Genomic DNA, 20,085 nt, shown 5'->3' with positions numbered 1-20,085 from the left:
GTCACTTCTCCTTTGTGTTGAGTACCGTTTCCTGTTCTATGTTCCGAGTACCCGGTTCAATATGCCCAGGGGGGCTATCAACCTGGATCACGGAACTCGGGACCGCTTTTGATAACCGCCTTGCAACAACGGTGAGGAGAGCCGGCAACACGATCACAGAGACGACCAGAACAGCCCCGACGCCCAGCGTCACCAGGAGACCGATGCTGGATGCGCCGCGGTGATGGGCAATCATCAAACTGCCGAAGCCGACCATGGTCGTCAGAGATGAGAGCGCCACACCCTTCCCGATGCTCCGCGGCAGCACGGCGGATTCCGCCTCCTCCCGAAAGCGGTGGATGATCATCAGACCGTTCTCCACCCCAGGCGCCACGATCAGCGGGATAATAATCAGGTTGGCCAGATTGAACTTCAACTGAAAGAGATGCATCAGACCAGCGGTCCAGACAGCCCCAACCAGCAGCGGGACCTTGGCCAGAAGGAAATAGCGCAGGTCGCGCAGGTTCAGCAAAAACAGCGCAGCCACCCCGATCAAGGCATAGATTGCCACCTGCTGGTACCCTCGTTTCATCGCGGTGATGACTTCGTACCCCTTCACCGGGTCGCCGACGACGTCAGGATCAACCTTTCTCAGGTCATTGACGAATGTCGTCTGCGAGGCAAGCTCCCACGGGTCGCCTCGTGGGTACACGCGGAGCAGATACGAACCATCCCGCCCTACGAACTGCTTTTTCAGATCGCTCGGCAGATCATCGAGCCGGACCGGACCTGAAGTCATGGCTCTGGCGAGGAGCGCTACCTTGTCATGGAAATCCTGAAACAGTTTAGTCTGAAGGATAGAAAGTCGCTGGCGGATCTCTTCATGGTCGCGCTGCTGGAGCAGTCGCTCGAATTGACCGATCAGGCTTCTTGCCTGCGTCATCATTTTCAGGGGCGGCGCATCCTTTCCAGTCCATTTCTTGGCGTCATCAGCCGTCAGCATCTTTGCCTTGATCCGCTGCAGCGTACTCAGCAGCTCATCGAGATCGACCGGCGCCGGTGTGGGCAGTTGCGCGAGGTTCACCCCAACCAGCATAGGTCTCAGTTCATGAACCAGCCCGAGCTTCCGTTCCTGATCCTCCGGTATGACCGACGCGAGGCTCTCGACCTTGCTCACTGAAGGCAAGGCCTCGATCGCCTTGGTCTTCGTTCGCACCTCTTCGAGGCTTTTGGCCAGGATGACGCCGTAGGAGGTCGAGCGCTCAGAGTTCCTGATGATCTTCAGTTCCCAGGTCACCGACTCGGTTCCTTCCGCTTGAAGGCGGAGGACGTTGCCGTCGAATTCCAGACCGCTCATCGCGTACAGGGCGGCCAGTGTGCCGACGGCTGATAACGCAAGGACCATTCGAGGTCGGCGATACCAGAATTCCAGAAAATCCGGAGGTTTCGGTAAGTGCGGGATATGCCAGTGGGCTATACCTGCCTTCCCTTCAATGGGGTGTCCTTCGACGGGGCCTGTAGCGAATCCCGTCGAATGACTCAGGACAGGTCGCTTGTCCCATAATATGAGGAGTGGTGGGAGGACCACGAAGGTCGAGATCAGCGTAAGCAGCAGGCCACACCCGGTAATCAAACCCAGCTCTTGCAATACGCCAATTCCCGTGAGGATGAGCGCAAAAAGACCCACAGAGGTTGTCACGGCCGAGTGGAGGATGCCGGGACCGGCGCCTTCGAAGGCCCGCTCCAATGCCTGCTGGATGGAATGGCCCGCGCCTCGCTCCTCTTCATACCGGGCCAGGAGGTGGATTCCATAGTCCATCCCGATCCCGATCAGCATCGGCGCCAAGACCATCGACAGCATATTCAGGTGGCCCACCGTGACGGCGGCAAACCCGAAGGCCCAGCAGACACCCATAACGAGCGCGAGGGTCCCCATCAGGGGTCTTGCCACACCGCGAAAGACCAGCACTGTCAGTAAGGCCACGCCGCCGAGTGAGATGGCGGTCATCAGGCCGGAATCCCGCTGGGCGGCAGTGACCTCATCATGCTCGAGGGCCGGACCCCCGGTCACGCCGGCTTGGACTCCGGGATACTGTGACTGCAGCAACCGGATCTCGTTGCGGATCCCCTTAATCGGCCGCTCGAATTTGAGCAAGCTCTTGGAGTCCGCCTTCACGGTGGCCAGGACGAACAGGAACCGCTTGTCTTTGGACCATAGGTACCCTTCCCGATCACCTTCCTCGTCGGCCTCGACGAAGAACTGACTCCATGGTGACGTGTAGGTCCGTGGGGCGGAAGCCCAGGCGTTCAACTGCGTGAGCAGCTTCAACAGCGGGGTCAGTTCAACGGGATGCTTGGCCTCACCCTCTTGCTCGTCCAGAAAGCCGGTGAACAGGTGACCGACCAACGCCTTACTGATCTCCCGATGGATCAGTTGGAACAGGCGGTTTAAGCCCGGCTCGATAGACAACTCGTCCAGCAGCGAGCGATGCTCCTGGAGCTTACTTTTCAGGTCGGCCAACTCCTCGGGGGAGAGGTACATGAGGAATCGGTCCTCCAATGACTTGAGGTCGAAGCGGTAAAGAACCTCCTCGATATCCGGGGCCAGGGCCTTCAGCCGACCGGCGAGTGCGGCGGCAAAGCGCTTGGCCTCTTCCCGATTCTTGGTCTCGATGACGATGACCGCCCTATCCGGGTCGCCAAACGCCTGGTTATATTGTTCTTGAACCTGGCCCACCCTCCCGTTGAGGGAGGACAGCGCCTCATGGGTGGAGGTGAAGCTCAACCGCTGCATCGCTGCCTGGACCGACAGGATGGTCACGATCACCGCCAGAACCAGTGCGGTCCGCGGGTAGGCGAGGACTGTAGAAGAGAGAAGTTTCCGGATGCTCATCGATCAGGCCTCAAGCAGTGTGCGATCATTCGCCTCTTGTCCAGGGTTCACTTCGATCTGTGGCGCCCAAAGCGTTTCAAGCGGCTTGCGACGTCCGCTTGGCTATCTCCTCTTCGCGCAAGGCGCGTCGGAGCACCTTACCCACAAGCGTTTTCGGTAGCTCCTGCCTGAACTCCACCAGGGTGGGCACCTTGTGTTTTGCCATCCTCTGCTTGCAAAAGTCGATGATCTCCTGCTCGGTGGCGCGTTCCCCCTCTTTCAGGACAACATAGACCTTCACCGTCTCCCCACGGTATGGGTCAGGCAGGCCCACCGCTACCACCTCTTTGACCTGTGGATGCTCATACAGCGGTTCTTCAACCTCCCGGGGATAGACGTTAAAGCCGCCGGCGATAATCATCTCTTTTTTGCGGTCGACGATGGTGAAGTAGCCCTGCTCATCCATGTAGCCGATATCGCCCGTATACAACCATCCATTCCGTAATACCATGGCGGTCTCGCTCGGCTGATTCCAATAGCCTGCCATTACCTGGGGCCCCTTGACCGCCACCTCGCCGATCTCCTTTGGCGGCAGGGTGCGCTCACCGGTCTGCAGATCGACAATCCTGGCGTCGGTGTCGGGTAGCGGCAGACCGATCGTCCCGATCCTCCTCTTGTCATAGAGCGGGTTCGCGTGCGTGACCGGCGCGGCCTCGGTCAGGCCGTACCCCTCGACAAGGCGAGCGCCGGTGAGCGCCTCGAACCTGGTTTGTACCTCGACCGGTAACGGCGCGGCCCCGCTCAAGCAGGCTTTGATCGAACGGAGGTCGTACCTGCCCACCTCCTGGTAATCATTGATGGCCACGTACATCGTCGGGACACCGGGGAAGAGGGTGGGGCGGTACTTGGCGATCGTCTCCAGGACCTCCTGTACCTTGAATTGCGGCAAGAGCACCATCGTATGACCCAGCGAGATGCACAGATTCATTACCACCGTCATCCCATAGATGTGAAAAAAGGGGATCGCCCCCAGGAAGATCTCGTGTCCGCCGTTCTCTCCTTCGACTGAGCTCAGGACAGGCTTTACCAGCCACGCGCCGATCTGCATTGTGTTGGCCACCAGATTCCTGTGTGTCAGTACGGCCCCCTTGGCCAATCCTGTCGTGCCGCCGGTGTACTGCAGCAGCGCCGGGTCATCAGGGCCGACTGTAGTGGCGGGGGGCTCCGCGGGCGCGGAGGTCAACATCTCCGAGAACCACTCCGTTCCAGGCCCTCGTCCCACGTGAGGTCGGTGCCCCTGGCGTTTCTCCTTCAGGAGGGTAAAGAGTATTCGGAGCAAAGGCGGGAAGTACTCTTTGATATTCGTGACGATGATCCGCTTCAGGCCGGTCTGTGAGGCGACCTCCCTGACGAGCGGGTAGAGCTTCGACAACACGACGATGGTCTCGGCGCCGGAGTCGTTCAGTTGGTGTGTAAGCTCCCTTGTGGAGTAGAGCGGGCTGGTTGAGACCGCGAGACCTCCAGCGCGCAGTGTGCCGTAGTAGGCGATGACCATCTGAGGGCAGTTCGGGAGAAAGAGCGAGACCCGGTCGCCCTTCGCCAGCCCGCGGTCTGCAAGGGCTGCAGCAAACCGTGTGGCGGCCTCGTCCAGGGCGCGATACGTGAGCCTCCTGCCATAGAAGATAATCGCGTCCCGATCCGGGTACTGCCGGGCGGAGGCTGAGAGGAAGCGATGGAGCGGAATATCCGGGTACTCGAGGCGCGGTGGAACCCACGGGTCATAGTGGGCGAACCATGGTCGGTCAAGGTCCTGGTTCGTGGCAGCCACTGCGCCCGCCATTCCGTACTCCTTCAACTTCCAGTGACCTCTTCTCCTGCTGGCGAGATGGTTGCACCCGCGACACGAAGCCTCTGACTAGCAGTTGATGCCGCATTGGAATTATTGAGGACCCTCAGAAGCGGCCAGCGGCGTCTACGATCATACGAACCTTTCGACAAACTCAGGATAGGGTTGTCGTCAATCCGTAGCCTCAAAGCATATCGTAAAGCAGCGCGGGTTCGCAACCGGAAAATCTTCGTCGTTGCCCGGTGCGCGTTGTGTTTTGCGGCTTCACGTTCCGGGCTCCGCAATCACACGACTAACGCCAGGAGCGCGGCGACTATCACGGCGACAATCGCCACGATCAAGAGCATAAAGGGCCAATAGGTTCGGTCTGGATCGATGGGCGCTGGACCGATAGCCATGGTTACCTGTAGATTGCGGTCGCCCGCATTCGGCGCATCAGGCTGGAAGGGACTCGCGCCGCTCGCTCAGGACCTGATGCAACAGGTCCGGGCTGTCGGTGATGATCCCGTCTACCCCGAGATCGATAAAATAGCGCATCTGAGCAGGCGCATTCACCACCCAGACAACAAGCTGAAGCCCGGCGGCGCGGCAGGCATCGACCTCTGTCTTCGTGACAAGGCTGCACTCGAGGGCCATGGCATCCGCTTTGCTGGGGCCGGCCACCGTTGGCAGTGATACCGGTCGCCCCACGAGCAAAGCCCCGGTCCGAAGGCGGGGCTCTAGTTCCTTCAGTCTGAGTAGCGCATGATGATCGAAGGACGCGACCGCTACCTGTGAGAAGACCTGATGCTTGCGCAAGGCCGACACCACCCGCTCCTCGATGCCGGGAAAGAAGGCCGATCCTGCCTTGACCTCAAGCGCGAGCGGAACCTTTCCGGCAAAACGATCGAGGACCTCCGCGAGCGTCGGGATACGTTGACCGACAAAACTCTCACCGAACCAGCGGCCGGCATCCAGGCGCTTGAGCTCTTGCAGGCTGCGCGCATCGACCGGCCCCCGGCCATCCGTGGTCCGATCCAGCGTGTGATCATGAATGACGACCAGTTCGCCATCGCGGCTGACGTGGAGGTCCAACTCGATGGCGTCGGCTCCCAGCTCGACCGCCTTTTCAAAGGCCGCCATCGTATTCTCCGGCGCAAGCGCCGAGGCCCCTCGATGCGCGATATTCAGTGTCATGCTAAAGGAACTCACCCCCCCCCTTCTGCAGATCATCAGGCGCCTAGCCAACCGGATGGCCTGACGCTGCTCGATAGCCTCCATACTATAACGAACAGTCAAGAAGCGAGTCAACCCCATCCACGCGAAACGTCCGCTCGATCAAAGCTATCTCGTGCTACTCTTTTATCCTCAGAACTGCTGAAGATTAGGACTCCTAAAGATTTTTCTTGACATGAACCGTAAGATGTACGATAAGATCGCTAAAATTATGGTAGCATCGCGTAAGTGCCGATAAGTCACTGTCGGCTTACGCTATAAGGCGGCAACACAGATCCTAACCATTCTGAGCAAACGTTGTCAGGCGAGAAGGAGGGATGAGCGGTGCGAAAATCGATGGTCGTGCTGATCGGGCTCATGGCGGCGTTTGGGCTCCTCCTGGGCCCTCGCTCCAGCGAAGCGACGGTAAACACGTGTAGCGTGGACGGGCTCCATAATCTGGACGGGTACGCAGAGGGCAATACACGGGTACAGGGTACCGCGACGTTTACCAAGCCTGGCACATGTACGGCGGCTGGAACCTTTACCAGCAGTATTACGTACAAGACTGATGGGGGCACGCAGACTACCCTCACAATATCAGGGACCTATTCCGTTGCGTCCGATACGACCATTACGATCACCGCGACAAGCGGTGCCAGCGGCACGCTCGGAGGGCTCTGCTCGCAACTGGGTACCGGTGATGTGTGTAATGCGCTTCACGTTACGGGAGATATTACTACTCCTCCAGGCACCGTCGCCATGACCATGACGAAGGCCACGCTGACCGGCGCAGGTCCCTCCGGCCCCAGTGGCCCTTCCGGCCCCAGTGGTCCGAGCGGCCCGAGCGGTGGTCCCTCCGGCCCCAGCGGCCCGAGTGGGCCGTCAGGTCCCTCCGGCCCGAGCGGGCTGAGCGGTCCCTCCGGCCCCAGTGGCCCCTCCGGGCCTTCCGGTCCCTCCGGCCCCAGTGGCCCCTCCGGCCCGAGTGGACCAAGTGGGCCTTCCGGTCCCAGCGGCCCGAGCGGCCCGAACGTCGCCTCGATCCTCACGGGTTCCTGTGCGCCACCTACTGGGACTGATAGCTTCGTGTCGCCCGGCTGGGGTCTGGGGAGTGCTGCGTGCCCTACGGATATCACCCTCGCCCAGACCATGGTACCGGCATCGGCGTCTGGCGGTGTCGGGAACCTGCGGGTGCACGTCAACATAGCGCCTGGGACAAGCAGGTCGTGGACCTTTAATCTCCGAAGAGGCGAGGATATCGCTAGCTCCGCCCTCCTCACCTGCCTAATTTCGGGCCTTTCAACTGCCTGTAATAGTGGTACAGGCGCAGCCAGCTTTAATGCCGACGATTTGATGTCCATCCAAATTCAGCCTGCTGGCAGCCCAGCCGCAGCCACGGCAACCTTTTCCTTGACTCACAGGCCGTAAGCGCCTCAATTGTCAGAAAAGCCCCCGGGCAGCTTTCCCCGGGGGCTTTTCTTTTTACAGTAACAGGATCATTCATGGAGCAGCACACCCGGTGGTCCGGATGGATGGCGGAAGCGAAGAGCCCTGTGTGGCTTCGTCCCTTCCCGGTCATGCTGCTCCTGGCCGCCTTGGCCGGCCTCACCTACGTCAACGCTCTCCCCAACAGTTTCGTCTTCGACGATAAGAGCCTCTCCAACCTGTCCGAGCAGTTGCAGTGGCTGTTTGATGATCTTCGGAACAGACACTTGCTGACCTACCGGCCGCTTCGGACTGCATCGTACGCGATTGACTACGCCATTTTCGGGCTGAATCCGGCCGGCTTTCGGGCCTTCAACATCCTCTATCATGTCCTGAACGGTGCTCTGCTCTTTACTATTGTCCGAGCTGTGCTGAAGCAATCGCGGCTCGCCCTGCTTGCCGCCGTCCTGTTCATCGTCCACCCGATCCAGACCGAGTCGGTCGCCTACATCTCCGGCCGACGAGACGTCCTCTTCACCCTGTTCTACCTGGCAGGCTTGTACGGATTTATCCGGTACCGGGAGACGAGTCGAATTCGCTATCTCTGTCTCGCCGGCTTCTCGTACCTGCTCAGCCTGCTCACGAAAGAGATGGCCATCACCTTACCGCTGCTCTGGCTCTGCTACGATCTTATACGGTCGATCCCATTCGCCGACACAGAAGGCCGTTCTTCCCCATGGAAAGCCCTGCGCGATGGAACGCGTACCCTGTTGAGACGGCATGCGTGGTTTTATCTGCTTGTCGGTATATTGTTGAGTATCCCTGCCTACTACTACACGAAGGTCTTTGTGCTTCCCAGAAGCCTCAGAGTTGAGATGTGGGGCGGAGGGATCTGGCCGACCCTGCTCACCAGCGTGAGGATCTTTGCCCACTACCTCACGCTGATGGTCTTTCCCATGACGCTCAGCGCCGATTACTCCTTCAACGCCTTCCCCATCTCCTACTCATTCACTGAGATAAGAGTGATTGTCGCATTCGCGATCCTCGGCGGGGTCTGGTGGGGGCTCTATCGCCTGTTGGCTTCAGATCGCTGGGCGGCCTTTGGCGGCCTCTGGTTTTTCGTCACGCTCCTGCCGGTCTCCCAGATCATCCCACACCATGAGATAGTAGCTGAGCACTACCTGTACCTGCCATCCGCCGGCTTCTGCCTCGCGGCCGCCGTCCTGGTGGAGCGGCTCCTTACCCGGAGCAGGAACCCACGCGCCATTGCGGCTGCCTTCGCCCTGATCGTCCTGCTGCTTGGTCTCCGAACCGTCGCGCGTAATCGTGACTGGAAGGATGAGCTGACCCTCTGGACCAGGACCGTTCAGACCTCCCCCCAATCGGCGCGAGCGCATATCGCCCTTGCAGGGATGCACCTCCGACAGGGCCGCTATGACCCGGCCAGACAGGAACTCGTCGAGGCCCTGCGCATCCAGCCACACAGTGTGGGCACCCACAGCGACCTGGGCGTCGTGCTGCTGACGCTTCGTCGCTTTGACGAAGCTGAACGGGAGTTTCGCGAAGCGATACGGCTCTCGGCCTCGCCGTCTCCCGGCCTGAGAGTGAACCTCGCGCTGGCCTACCTCGGACGATCACAGTTCCACCAGGCCGAACAGGAGCTCAGCGAAGCCTTCCGCTCCCCGCTGCTATCCGGGTTGGAGCGGGCTGCGGCCCTCCACAATCAGGGTCTGGTGTATGCCAAGACAGGGAGGCCCGCGGAGGCTGAAAGGGTCCTCGCGGAGAGCCTGAACATCAACCCGAAGAATGTGAGTGCCAGGATGGAGCTGGCGGCGCTCTACCTTGAAAATGGGATGCTTCCGGAGGGGGCCACGCAGCTTGAGGAAACCCTTCGTTACAAAGGGCCTGATGCCGATCTGCACGCCCTGCTTGGAGAGGTCTACTATCGTCTGGGACGGAAAGACCGGGCCGCAGCCGAACTCACACGGGCTTTGAGTCTCAAGGGTAACTTCCCGGAGGCCAAGGCTTTTCTGAAGATGATCAACCGGGAGATAGCCGGCGACAAAGCCAAACCCGGCTAATCCGATCTGATCGCCACTAGCATGAACAGCGCAAGTCCGAGTAATCCCACTTCCTGGGGCCAGTTGCTGCTGGCGGCGCTCCTCGTGAGCCTGGTGAGCGGGGCGTACTGGCTCAAGGTCCGGCCGACCCCCACACCTCCCCAATCCAGGGAAACCGCTCCCAGTGGAGCCGCCATCCAGGGACTCACTGACTCGCTTCTGACTCTTGGCATTCGCCTGCAAGCGATCCGGCAATATGACAAGGCGCTGACGACGTACAAACAGGTACTTCAGCGTGATCCCACGAATCCTCATGCCCATTACAACATCGCCCAGATCTATAACGAGCGGGGACAGTACGCCGAGGCGCAGCGCGAGTACGAAGCGGTACTGAGGGCCGACCCGCAGTTCCTGGATGCCCGGCTGAACCTTGGGGTCGTTCTGTACAGGCAGCGGCAGTTCACGACGGCCGCCGAGGCCTTCCGGCAGGTCCTCCAGGCCTCTCCCACGCACCCGATGGGCCTGTTCAACCTCGGCGTCACGCTGCTTGAGCTGGGCCAGGTCGATGAGGCAATCCGGTGGCTTGAGGCGGCGTTGCGCGAGGATCCGAAGCGAGCCGACACTCACTACTATATTGGCCTGGCGCTCTCGCGGCAGGGACGCCATGCGGAAGCCCAGGCGGCGCTGGCGAAGGCCGCTGAGCTGAACCGCCACAAGCAGTGACTGGTCGGTCAGGGCTGCGAAGAGACGAGCGCGTCGAGCTGGATAAACCGGCGTCGAAACCGGATCGTTGCGACCAGCGTACAAACGCCGAGGAGGAGCAATGCGGTCTTGTACCAGGGGGAGTGATACTCCATGCGGACCTGATGCCTACCGGCAGGCACGTCGATGCCAATAAAACTGGGGGATACCATGAACGGACGCTGCGGCCGGCCGTCAATGGCGACCCGCCAGTTCGGGTGGTACGTCATTTTGAGGACAAGGGCCGAAGCTTCAGAACACTCGACCCGCAACTCGACCTGGCCCGGCAATATACGCTCCTCGCTGATGGCCCCGCCACCAGGGCAACCCCCTGTCGCAGACCGCTCTGATCCGTCGCTTCCAGAAGGGTAGCCATAGCGGATGAATCGCCCGGCTCCGGGATTCGGGCTTACCAGCCAGCTTCGGTTTTCGGATAAAAGACTCGACTGCGAGCTGACGTCCTTGAACCCGCTGATGCTGGCAAACTGGGCGTAGCCGCTGGTCTCGGCCTGATAAAGGATGTACCGCGGCGTCTCCCTGACGCGGCGCAGGAACGGGGGCATGGCTAGGCCGTGTGGCGCCACCACATACTTCAGATTGAAAAGATTATAGTGAGCCGGGTTCCGGTCATCGAATTCCCAGGTCAGATCGGCGTTCAGCGAGAAACTTGCATGTTGGGGCGAGGTTGTCACAATCCGGTGGAGGGTCAACAGGTCATAGAAATGCAGATCGCCCACCTGTATCCCCCGTCCCCAGTTGCTCGGCAGACCGGCATAGGTTCGGCCCGGCGGTAACTCAGCGAGTGCGGCGAGAATCGTGCGCGCATCCTGATCCGTATCGAGCGCCTGCTTCGTTCGATTCATCCACTGGGCGTTGAAGGCGTAGTACTCCCATCGTTCGCGAAGGGCCGGGGCCATTAGGACAAGCAGGAGCAGCCCTGCGGCTACTGTATGGGAGTGTCCCGGAAGCCGCGCTAACCGATGCCAGACCCACTCACCACCCACGCCCATCAGGAGGATGGCCGCCATGTGGACGCCAGCGTTAAAGCGAACGAACTGGAGCCCTTCGTGCATCGGCAAGAGGTCCGCCAACCTGCCCAAAGTAGGACGCCCAAAAAAGAGCACCAGCGAAAAGAGGAGCAGGACAAGCGCCAGGCGCTCAGGCCGGGTGCGCGCGAAGAGGGCCGAGGCGATCCCAAGGGCGAGCAGCACCGTCAGGACCGGAAGCCGCCCATAGTCCAGCAGATCGCCGTTCATCAGCCATGTGAGGATGTCTCTGGCTCCGAACGAGTCGTACTTCCAGCGTTCAAGATACGGGCTGGCGTTCAGGTAGGCTTTGAAAAGGAGGAAGGGGAGCCAGAAGTAGGCGGTGGTCAGCGCGACCAAGATGCCAAGAACGGCGAACCGGGCCGCGCGTCTGCGCGCGTTCGCTCGGTTGAGCCCATTGACGAAAAGTACGAGCGCCATGAGCGCCATCATGTAGCCATAAATCAGGTGCGCTAGGACCAGCGACGAGCCTGCGACAACAGCCGCGGCGTACCCCGCGCCTCTAGTCAGGACGCGATGCAGGCAGGCCAGCGTGATGAAGAACAGATGCATCGCCCAGAGTTGGGTGTACAGACCAAAGCCGCGCCAGACGTAGCTATCGTACTCGAAGCCAGAGCGGTTATTTGACGAGAGGAGCGTGGCGGCAGCGGCCCCGATAGCCCCAGCCACGGCGGAGAACCCTAGTTGGCGCATTGACCAGTATACGGTCAGCGGAAACCCGATCAGGAGCAGATATCGCACGAGGTTGAAGATGGTGAAGAGGTCCACCTGTTTCAGCAGCAGGCGATGCAGGAGAACCACCGCGAGGTGTGGCAGATGCTGGTAGTAGAAAAACTGCGGAAATCCAAGATCCAGCTCTGGCCCCCAGTGATCGAAGGGGTTCTCGCCGTTCGCCAGGGCCTCGCTGGCTCGCTGGATCATCAGGTAATGGAAGGCGTCATCGTTCAGACTTGGGACGTCAAGTCGCAACTCCGGCAGGAGCGCGATCGCGTTGAGCGCGCTGGGAATAAGAGCCAGAACCAGCAGTACCGCCGTCGCCCAGCGGCCGGGCGAATCACCGGCTAGTCTCCCGGATTCGACGAACGGCTCACCGTGGACTTTTGAGAAGGGATTCAGCCGCGCCAGGAGGTTCATGTCTCGCCTGTGAAAGATGTATTACCGCCCCGCTTGCCTTCTCAGGCCGAGGACGTACAACGTGAAGGACGATCGACCGGACCCAAAAGGATGAGTTTGTCGTGGACGCATTCGCACGTTTCTAGCGCATCGCTGCCGGGGGTGTCAAGCAAAACACTCGGGTCCGGAGTCTTGCCTTTGGGGCCAGGTTTGCCGCAGGTGGTTGCACACATACTTCCATGTCAGACCGCTTCACAATTCTCAATAAAAATAGTATTGACTCCTCACGATTAGCCGGTACATGCTTGCGGTCTAGGGCTCATCAACGCTATCGTCCTTGAAGACTGCCCAGCGTGACTTAGGCAATGATGCTCGGTGACCCAATGCACACTATAGGGATATTGATAGGGACACGCCCGGAGGCCATTAAATTGATGCCGGTCATTCGGGCGTTCGAACATATTGGCGTGAACCCGAAGGTCTTTGTGACTGGGCAGCATCGCGAGCTTCTGGAACCGATCCTCAGTGAACTCAACATCGTTCATGTAGAAAACCTGCGATTGATGGAAGATGACCAATCGTTAGGCGACCTTTCAGCCAGGGTTCTAGCCCGCGTGCAGGAGGTGTTACGGCGTCATCAGCTCCACCTGCTTGTGGTTCAGGGGGATACCACCTCTGCCGCCATGAGCGCACTGGCCGGCTTTTACGAGAATGTCTCGGTGGCACACATCGAAGCGGGATTACGGACCGGGTCTCGCCGCAACCCTTTTCCCGAAGAGATGAACCGGAGGTTGATCGCGTGCCTGGCGGATCTCCACTTCGCTCCGACAACACAAGCCAGAGAGAATCTTCTGAAAGAAGGGGTCCCATCTGGCCGGATTCACGTCGTGGGCAATACCGTGATCGACGCGCTGTTCTATGTACGAGACCATTTGCTCGACAGCATGGCGCCCGATCCTCTGCTGGAACAGATAGCAGCTCGGGGGCGCCAGATTGTATTGGTGACCGGACATCGGCGCGAAAGCTTCGGGACTGATTTGGCCTCGATTTGTAGAGGAATCCGCGAGCTGGCAAACGCCTTCTCCAGCTCTATCGAGATCATTTATCCCGTTCATTTGAACCCGAATGTTCAACGAGAGGTCCGGCCGATTCTTTCTTCGGTGACGAACATTCGGCTGACCGAACCACTGTCTTATGCGAGATTCGTCGAAGTCATGCTCCGTTCCAAGCTGATCATCACGGACAGCGGGGGAGTTCAGGAAGAGGCCGCCGCGTTGGGCATTCCGGTGCTTGTCACTCGCCAAACGTGTGAGCGTTTGGAGGCGGTTGAGATAGGTGTGTCAGAGGTAGTTGGGCCCGACAAGAACAAGATCGTTGAGGCGGCATATCGACTCTTAACAGATGAACATGTCTATCGCAACAGAGCGGTTCCGAGCGCGGTGTTCGGCGATGGTCATAGCGCAGAGCGGATTGTCCAGATTATGTTGGGCGACAGGCGATGACGGATCGCCGCTCCCCTCAGGGCGAAATGCCGCCGAGGGACCGGAGGACAATATATGTTGTGCTCCCGGCTTATAACGAGGAGGCTGCGATCGGATCGCTACTCCATCGTATTGGCGAGGCTATGCGTGAGGCCGCACTCCCCTATCAGGTGATCCTTGTGGATGATGGTAGTCAAGATGCGACGGTGGCGATCGTGAAGGAGTGCGCCAGGCGAATGCCCATCGTCTTAGAACAACACCTGCACAATCTCGGTCTCGGACCCACCGTCCGGGACGGACTCACTGCAGCAACACAGTTGGCAGAGGATCAGGACATCGTTGTGACCATGGATGCGGATGATACCCATACGCCGGGTCTGATTGCAGAGATGGTACAAATGATCTCCGAAGGCCACGATGTCGTCATAGCCTCTCGATATCAACATGGCGCAAGGACGGTCGGCGTCCCGCTTCTACGAGCGCTTTTGAGCCGCTCCGCCTCTATCGTATTCCGTATTCTATTCCCGATACCTGGCGTCAGAGACTTCACCAGCGGTTACCGAGCCTACCGCGCCCAGGTCATTAAAGGCGCGTTTGCCAGGTATGGGCAACGCTTTCTGGACCAGCAGGGCTTCCAATGCATGGTTGATATTCTGCTGAAACTCCGACCAATGAACCTGAGCTTCGGCGAGGTGCCTATGATTCTTCGGTACGATCGCAAGGGGGGGGAATCCAAAATGAAGGTGTTCCGGACCGCTCTGGCAACGCTCAGGCTTATGCTCAGGATAAGGTTCGGTGGATCAACAGATAAATGAGTGGATTATAAGAATGGGAACCGCTTGCTATCTTTCTAACAACCCACTAACCGTAGCATGGCGACAGTCACAGCGCATGCTCATCTCAGGTCACCAGCAGTAGCTTGCCGAACAGCTTGCGATCCTCCATCGCGCGCTGAGCGGCTGCAGCTTCCCGAAGCGGAAAGGCGCGATCCACCACCGGCTTGAGCGTCCCGCGCGCTATCTCCCGCATGATCTGTAGCAGGTCGGCCTTCGGTCCCATGAAGCCGCCCATGATCGATGCCTGCCGCATGAAGAGGTACCGGATATCGGTCTGAGCCAGGTGGCCGGCTGTAGCGCCGCAGGTCACCAGACGGCCCCCGGTGGCCAGGACCGGAATCAGCTTCTCGAACACAGCGCCCCCCACATGCTCGAAGATCACGTCCGCCCCTCGCCTGGCCGTGAGGCGCCGCGCCTCGGCGACCAGATCCTGGTCGGCATAGTTGACCCCGTCGTCAGCGCCAAGCGCCTTGGCCTTGTCAAGCTTCTCGTCACTGCCGGCGGCGGCGATCACGCGAGCGCCGAACAGCTTGGCGATCTGGATGGCGGCGCTTCCAACCCCACTCCCCGCCCCCATCACCAGCACCTCATCGCCCCTTTTCACGTGCGCGAGATTGACCAGCATGTTCCAGGCGGTGAGAAACGTGAGCGGGAACGCCGCCGCGGCTTCGAAGGACATGCCTTCCGGCATGAGCAGGATGTTGACCTCCGGGACCTTGACGTACTCCGCGTAGCCGCCATTGATCCGGTATCCACCGACGATCTCGTACGAGCGACAGAGATTGTCACGGCCGGACAGGCAGTGGACGCACTGGCCACAGCTCACCCCTGGCGACACGACCACCCGTTGACCGGGCCTGATGCGGGTCACGATGCTCCCCACCGCTGCCACCTCACCGGCGATGTCCGAACCGGAGATGTGGGGCAGGGGGATCTGTATCCCCAGCATCCCTTTTCGGCACCAGAGATCCAGGTGATTCAGGGCGCAGGCCTTTACCTTCACCAGCACCTCATGCGGGGCGATCGTAGGATCGGGGGCATCCTCGTACCTCAGGACCTCCGGCTCGCCGTGCTCATGAAATCGAACTGCTTTCATGCGGTGCGCTCCTTCAAACTCTTCTCAGTCGATGCGATAGTGGCAGCCCAGGCTTTGGCGGCATTCCAGAGCAGCCAGCAAGATGGCCAGCGCGGTCTGAATGCCGTTACGAAGGCCAACCATTGCGTCAGTCACCTCGGCCTTTTCGTAGAACCTTAAGATCTCAAGGTGCAATTCTCGCAGGATCTCGTGGGCTCGGTTCAGCCGTTTTTCGCTGCGAACGAGGCCCACGTAATTCCACATGGTCTGTTGGATGCTGAGCCAGTCTTGTGCGATCAGCGCCGGATCGACCGGCTCACGCTCATACCGCCAGGGCGCAATCTGGGGAAAATAATACTCCTCACCCCGCGCGATAGACGCTGCAGCCTGCGCGCCTGCCCGGGTTCCCCACACCAGGCATTCCAACAAGGACGTACTGGCCAGGCGATTGGCGCCGTGTAACCCCGAACAGGCGACCTCACCAACGGCGCGCAGGCGATGCAGATTTGATTGTCCCCACTCATCAACGGCGATGCCGCCGCAACTGTAGTGCGCGGCCGGGACGACGGGGATGGGCTCTTTGGTCATATCAATTCCGTACTTCAGGCAGTGCGCATAAATCCCGGGAAACCGTTCACGGACCAGATCGGCCGGCTTATGGGAGATGTCGAGATACGCACACGGCTCGCCCGATTCCAACATCATCTGATGAATCCCGCGGGCGACAATATCTCGCGGGGCCAGCGATCCATCGGGGTGATAATCAGTCATGAACTCTCGGCCCCGGCTATTCACCAGGCGGGCCCCCTCGCCCCGCATCGCTTCAGAGATCAGGAATCGGCCGCTGGGATGGAAGAATGTTGTGGGGTGGAACTGGACGTACTGCATATTGATGCAACGGGTCCCGGCCCGATAGGCCATCGCGATGCCATCGCCGCGTGCGCCGGCAGGATTGGTGGTATGCAGATAGACGCGACCGAGCCCGCCGGTCGCCAGGATCGTCTCCTTCGCGAGGATGGGAAAGATCTCGCCGCTCGCTTGGTCCAGCACGTACGCCCCAATACACGTCTGGGGCTTATAGACATCAAGCGGTTCGACCGAATGGTGAGAAATCGTGAGTAGATCGACTGCGGTGGCTCCGCAGAGCAGCTTCACCCTCGGATACGAAGCCATCTTTTCGATAAACGCGCGCTGGATCGCCGATCCTGTCCGATCTTTCTGATGTAGGATACGTGGAAGTGAATGCGCGGCTTCGGCAGTCAGGTCCCATCGGGTTGAATCTTCCGAAGATTCGTCGAACGGAACCCCAAGCTCATCAATGAGGATCTCCTTCACCAGCTTTGGGCCCTCGCGACTGACCAGTAACGCCGCCTCAGGCGAACTCAGGCCTGCGCCGGCCGCAAGAATATCGGCCACCAGCTTTTGAGGAGAGTCGTCCGTCCCCTGATAGATGATCCCCCCTTGGGCCCAGAAGGTGCTGCTTTCCTCCGGGTGGGGCGATCGCGTGAGCAGCGTGACCTCAACACCCTGTTTGGCCGCCGCCAGCGCCGCGGCACATCCTGCGAGGCCGCTGCCGATAATTAGGGCATCCGTCTTCATGGCCGGATTACGTGGGGTGAATTTTGAAACTCATGTCAACGGCTGAGGCGGTATGCGTCAAGGCCCCGATGGAGATCCAATCGACACCGGCCTCTGCGAATGCCCGAACATTGTCGAGGGTCATTCCACCTGACGCTTCGACGATGATCTTACCGCCGCTCTCGTGAGCGCGCACGCACGTCACCGCCTGTCGAACCATGTCCGGGTTCATGTTATCGAGGAGAACGGCGTCAAGGTCGTACCGGAGGGCCTCCTGCAACTCTTCGAGCGTGGTGACCTCGACCTCAAACCGATGCCGGCGGCTCTCATGTTGCCTGGCTGTTTCAATGGCTGGACGAACACCGCCTGCCAGCCTGATGTGGTTGTCCTTGATCAGGATCGCGTCATCAAGTCCAAAGCGGTGATTGATCCCGCCGCCGACGGTCACCGCGTACTTCTCAAACGCCCGCAGCCCCGGCGTGGTTTTTCGAGTGTCGAGAATCTTCGCCTGTGTCCCGCGGACAGCCTCAACAAACCGTCTTGTCAGCGTGGCGATTCCGCAGAGTCGCTGCAGCAGGTTTGTAGCCACACGCTCACCGCTGAGTAACGCCCGGGCCTGACCACGAACGGACGCTGCCCGATCGCCTTCACACAGCGCATCACCATCACGATGCCGGCTCTCAATCACTACGCCTTCATCTAAAAGGGTGAGGATCTCGATAGCCGACTCGATCCCCGCCAGCACGAGAGGCGCCTTGGCTACAAAATGGCCGATGGCCTTTTGATCGGGCGGGACAATCGCGAGGGTCGTCACATCACCCTGACCGATGTCTTCCTCAAGAAACCTCTTGAGAGCTTCTCGGCGGTTGATCCGGACGAGGGATAGGGGCATGGGGGTAAGAGAGAGGCAGTCCTAACTCATATCCAGCATACGCTGGATTGGCCGTAACGCAAGCAGTCGCAGTTCTTCATTCAGCGTAATTTCCGGCGCACGGCGTTTCATGCATAGGTACAGCTTTTCTAGGCTATTGAGTCGCATGTGGGGGCACTGGTTGCACGCGCAATCCCCATCCGGAGGGGCCGGAATAAATATTTTGTCCGGGCAGGCCTTCTCCATCTGGTGAATGATGCCGGGCTCGGTTGCGATGATGAATTCGGTGTCCGCGCTTTGCTTCACGTAATTCAGGATTCCGCTCGTCGAGCCGATATAGTCGGCATGCTGCAGTACGCCGGCTTCGCATTCGGGATGCGCGAGCACCTTAGCATGAGAATGGTGCAGCATAAGCTGCACGAGCTTCTTCTCAGAAAACGTCTCGTGCACCACACAGGTGCCAGGCCATAGCACCAGGTTACGGCCGGTCTTTTTGATCAGATAGCGACCCAGGTTCTGATCGGGCGCAAAAAGAATCGGCTGCTCCTTTGGGATCTGGTTGATGATCTTTTCTGCGTTACTTGAGGTGCAGATGATGTCACTCATCGCCTTGATCTCAGCAGTACAATTGATGTAGCTGATGACGATGTGGTCCGGATATTTTTGCCGGAAGCGTTCGAAGAGAGGCGCCGGGCACCCCTCCGCCAGTGAGCATCCGGCCGCCAGGTCGGGGAGCAGTACCTGCTTCGAGGGATTCAGGATCTTCGCCGTTTCCGCCATAAAGTGGACGCCGGCAAAGACAATCACCTCAGCGCTCGTCTTTGCCGCCTGCTGGGAGAGTTGCAGGCTATCGCCGACGAAATCGGCGACATCCTGAATTTCAGACTCCTGGTAATAGTGTGCCAGCACCACCGCATGTAAATTTTTTTTCAGCCGCTCGATCTCTCCTTCAAGATCAAGCAGAGCGCTCACTTCAGTTTCTGCAACAAGACTATCGGTTTTCATCTCTGGGCTCCGCGATTGCGATTTCTCCTTTGATCAAAAAGTATACCACAGGTGGAGGATAATGCGGGAGGCAAGTTTCGGGCAGCTCTAGTTGTGGAAACCGATCAACTCCTGGTGATCGAAGCGAGGACCTTTCTTCGTGAGGAGTTGTGGGTCCCGTGCGGTTACGTGGCGGACAGCAAAACCGCACTTCTTGCAACGTTTATAAATGAAACTCCAGCCTTCTTCGTGCTGTTCCACTCCGATCTGTTCCATTTTTGAGTAACAGCATGGGCTAGGCGTGAGCGGTGAGATAATCCGCTTTGGATAGCTATTGGTCGGCCTTTTCTGATCGGTGTATTCGATGATTGTCGCCATGTTCTTTCATCCTCGCAGCATGGACTGTCGTCCGTGTGTTCTATAGACTCATTACATGTCGCCCCTGGTCTGTTAGGTTTTAACCTTGTACATACTATGACTTGACGCTCGGCGTATTCGTTTAGACGCGGAGCGGTTCGCTGCAATCAACATACATCCGGATGTACTTTTTCAACTCCTTAAAGCAGCGCTCCAGAATGGTAATATCCTTCTTCACCTTCGCGAGCAGTATCGCCCCCTCGACGGGTCAGGCTGAGGACGACCCGCCTGGACTGCTCGATAGCGCGGTCATCTTTGCGCCTGTTGGACGGCTGGTGCTGCAGGCGCTTCGGGTCCTCAGGAAGGGCGGCACGATCTCACTTGCCGGCATCACCATGAGTCCGACCCCTGGATGAGGCCAATCACGCTCTTCAGCTCCTTAAGCAAAGCCGATTCAGCGGCGTCGGAGTCCTGACGATCCCGTAGCGTCCCCTAAGGGCCTGAATGCGATCGAGAATATCGGCAGGCCCAGTTGGCGGCGATTGGGCACGCCGAATTTCAGGGGCCGCACGGGATTGCAGGTCACAATCAACCGTTGCTCGGGACTCTGCTCAAACATGTCGGAAC

General features: G+C 59.3%; 15 protein-coding genes. 5 read left to right on the top strand and 10 right to left on the bottom strand.

The features are described 5' to 3' along the window. Nucleotide 1 precedes the first annotated feature (1 nt). The 4 genes from PHV01_RS05695 to PHV01_RS05680 form a co-directional block, all read right to left on the bottom strand. Complete coding sequence (locus PHV01_RS05695) at nt 2-2,872, bottom strand: MMPL family transporter (protein WP_337290185.1); 2,871 nt, start codon at nt 2,870-2,872, stop codon at nt 2-4. A gap of 76 nt (nt 2,873-2,948) precedes the next feature. Further along, nucleotides 2,949-4,691, bottom strand: coding sequence for a long-chain fatty acid--CoA ligase (locus tag PHV01_RS05690; protein ID WP_337290184.1), 1,743 nt, complete (start codon nt 4,689-4,691; stop codon nt 2,949-2,951). Nucleotides 4,692-5,132: 441 nt separating this feature from the next. Then, a complete protein-coding gene (locus PHV01_RS05685; RefSeq protein WP_337290183.1) occupies nt 5,133-5,993 on the bottom strand; it encodes a glycerophosphodiester phosphodiesterase family protein in 861 nt (286 codons plus the stop codon). 617 nt (nt 5,994-6,610) lie between these two features. Next, nucleotides 6,611-6,940 (bottom strand): hypothetical protein, encoded by a 330-nt coding sequence (locus PHV01_RS05680; RefSeq protein ID WP_337290182.1) that lies wholly within the window; start codon nt 6,938-6,940, stop codon nt 6,611-6,613. Between the two features lie 453 nt (nt 6,941-7,393). Between PHV01_RS05680 and PHV01_RS05675 the strand changes: the two genes are divergently transcribed. Together PHV01_RS05675 and PHV01_RS05670 are read left to right on the top strand one after the other, a co-directional pair. Then, on the top strand, nt 7,394-9,397 hold the full coding sequence (locus tag PHV01_RS05675) for a tetratricopeptide repeat protein (protein WP_337290181.1): 2,004 nt from the start codon (nt 7,394-7,396) through the stop codon (nt 9,395-9,397). A 21-nt stretch (nt 9,398-9,418) separates the two neighbouring features. Then, nucleotides 9,419-10,099 (top strand): tetratricopeptide repeat protein, encoded by a 681-nt coding sequence (locus tag PHV01_RS05670; protein WP_337290180.1) that lies wholly within the window; start codon nt 9,419-9,421, stop codon nt 10,097-10,099. Nucleotides 10,100-10,107: 8 nt separating this feature from the next. Here PHV01_RS05670 and PHV01_RS05665 read toward each other — a convergent pair whose 3' ends face one another. Continuing rightward, complete coding sequence (locus PHV01_RS05665) at nt 10,108-12,297, bottom strand: YfhO family protein (protein WP_337290179.1); 2,190 nt, start codon at nt 12,295-12,297, stop codon at nt 10,108-10,110. Between the two features lie 344 nt (nt 12,298-12,641). Between PHV01_RS05665 and wecB the strand changes: the two genes are divergently transcribed. Together wecB and PHV01_RS05655 are read left to right on the top strand one after the other, a co-directional pair. Further along, complete coding sequence (wecB, locus tag PHV01_RS05660) at nt 12,642-13,778, top strand: UDP-N-acetylglucosamine 2-epimerase (non-hydrolyzing) (RefSeq protein WP_337290178.1); 1,137 nt, start codon at nt 12,642-12,644, stop codon at nt 13,776-13,778. Nucleotides 13,779-13,837: 59 nt separating this feature from the next. Further along, on the top strand, nt 13,838-14,572 hold the full coding sequence (locus tag PHV01_RS05655) for a glycosyltransferase (protein WP_337290177.1): 735 nt from the start codon (nt 13,838-13,840) through the stop codon (nt 14,570-14,572). An 85-nt stretch (nt 14,573-14,657) separates the two neighbouring features. On the opposite strand, the gene PHV01_RS05650 is transcribed toward PHV01_RS05655, so the two are convergent. From PHV01_RS05650 to PHV01_RS05630, 5 genes are all read right to left on the bottom strand, one after another. Beyond that, nucleotides 14,658-15,689, bottom strand: a complete 1,032-nt coding sequence (locus PHV01_RS05650; protein ID WP_337290176.1) for a zinc-binding dehydrogenase — start codon at nt 15,687-15,689, stop codon at nt 14,658-14,660. 24 nt (nt 15,690-15,713) lie between these two features. After that, nucleotides 15,714-17,267 carry an L-aspartate oxidase gene (gene nadB / locus PHV01_RS05645; RefSeq protein ID WP_337290175.1) on the bottom strand — a complete coding sequence of 518 codons (1,554 nt, stop codon included), beginning with the start codon at nt 17,265-17,267 and terminating at the stop codon, nt 15,714-15,716. Nucleotides 17,268-17,274: 7 nt separating this feature from the next. Next, nucleotides 17,275-18,138, bottom strand: a complete 864-nt coding sequence (gene nadC / locus PHV01_RS05640) for a carboxylating nicotinate-nucleotide diphosphorylase (RefSeq protein WP_337290174.1) — start codon at nt 18,136-18,138, stop codon at nt 17,275-17,277. A gap of 21 nt (nt 18,139-18,159) precedes the next feature. Then, nucleotides 18,160-19,122, bottom strand: a complete 963-nt coding sequence (gene nadA, locus PHV01_RS05635; protein ID WP_337290173.1) for a quinolinate synthase NadA — start codon at nt 19,120-19,122, stop codon at nt 18,160-18,162. A gap of 87 nt (nt 19,123-19,209) precedes the next feature. Beyond that, complete coding sequence (locus tag PHV01_RS05630) at nt 19,210-19,479, bottom strand: hypothetical protein (RefSeq protein WP_337290172.1); 270 nt, start codon at nt 19,477-19,479, stop codon at nt 19,210-19,212. A gap of 197 nt (nt 19,480-19,676) precedes the next feature. Here PHV01_RS05630 and PHV01_RS05625 point away from each other — a divergent pair, with 197 nt between their 5' ends. After that, the gene (locus tag PHV01_RS05625; protein ID WP_337290171.1) at nt 19,677-19,874 is read left to right on the top strand and encodes a hypothetical protein; all 198 of its coding nucleotides are present in this window, start codon (nt 19,677-19,679) and stop codon (nt 19,872-19,874) included. Nucleotides 19,875-20,085: the final 211 nt, after the last annotated feature.

This window comes from Candidatus Methylomirabilis sp. (genome assembly GCF_028716865.1).
Taxonomy (GTDB): Bacteria; Methylomirabilota; Methylomirabilia; order Methylomirabilales; family Methylomirabilaceae; genus Methylomirabilis.
Note: the sequence above shows the minus strand (reverse complement) of the source record. Positions and strands in the feature narration are given on the sequence as shown.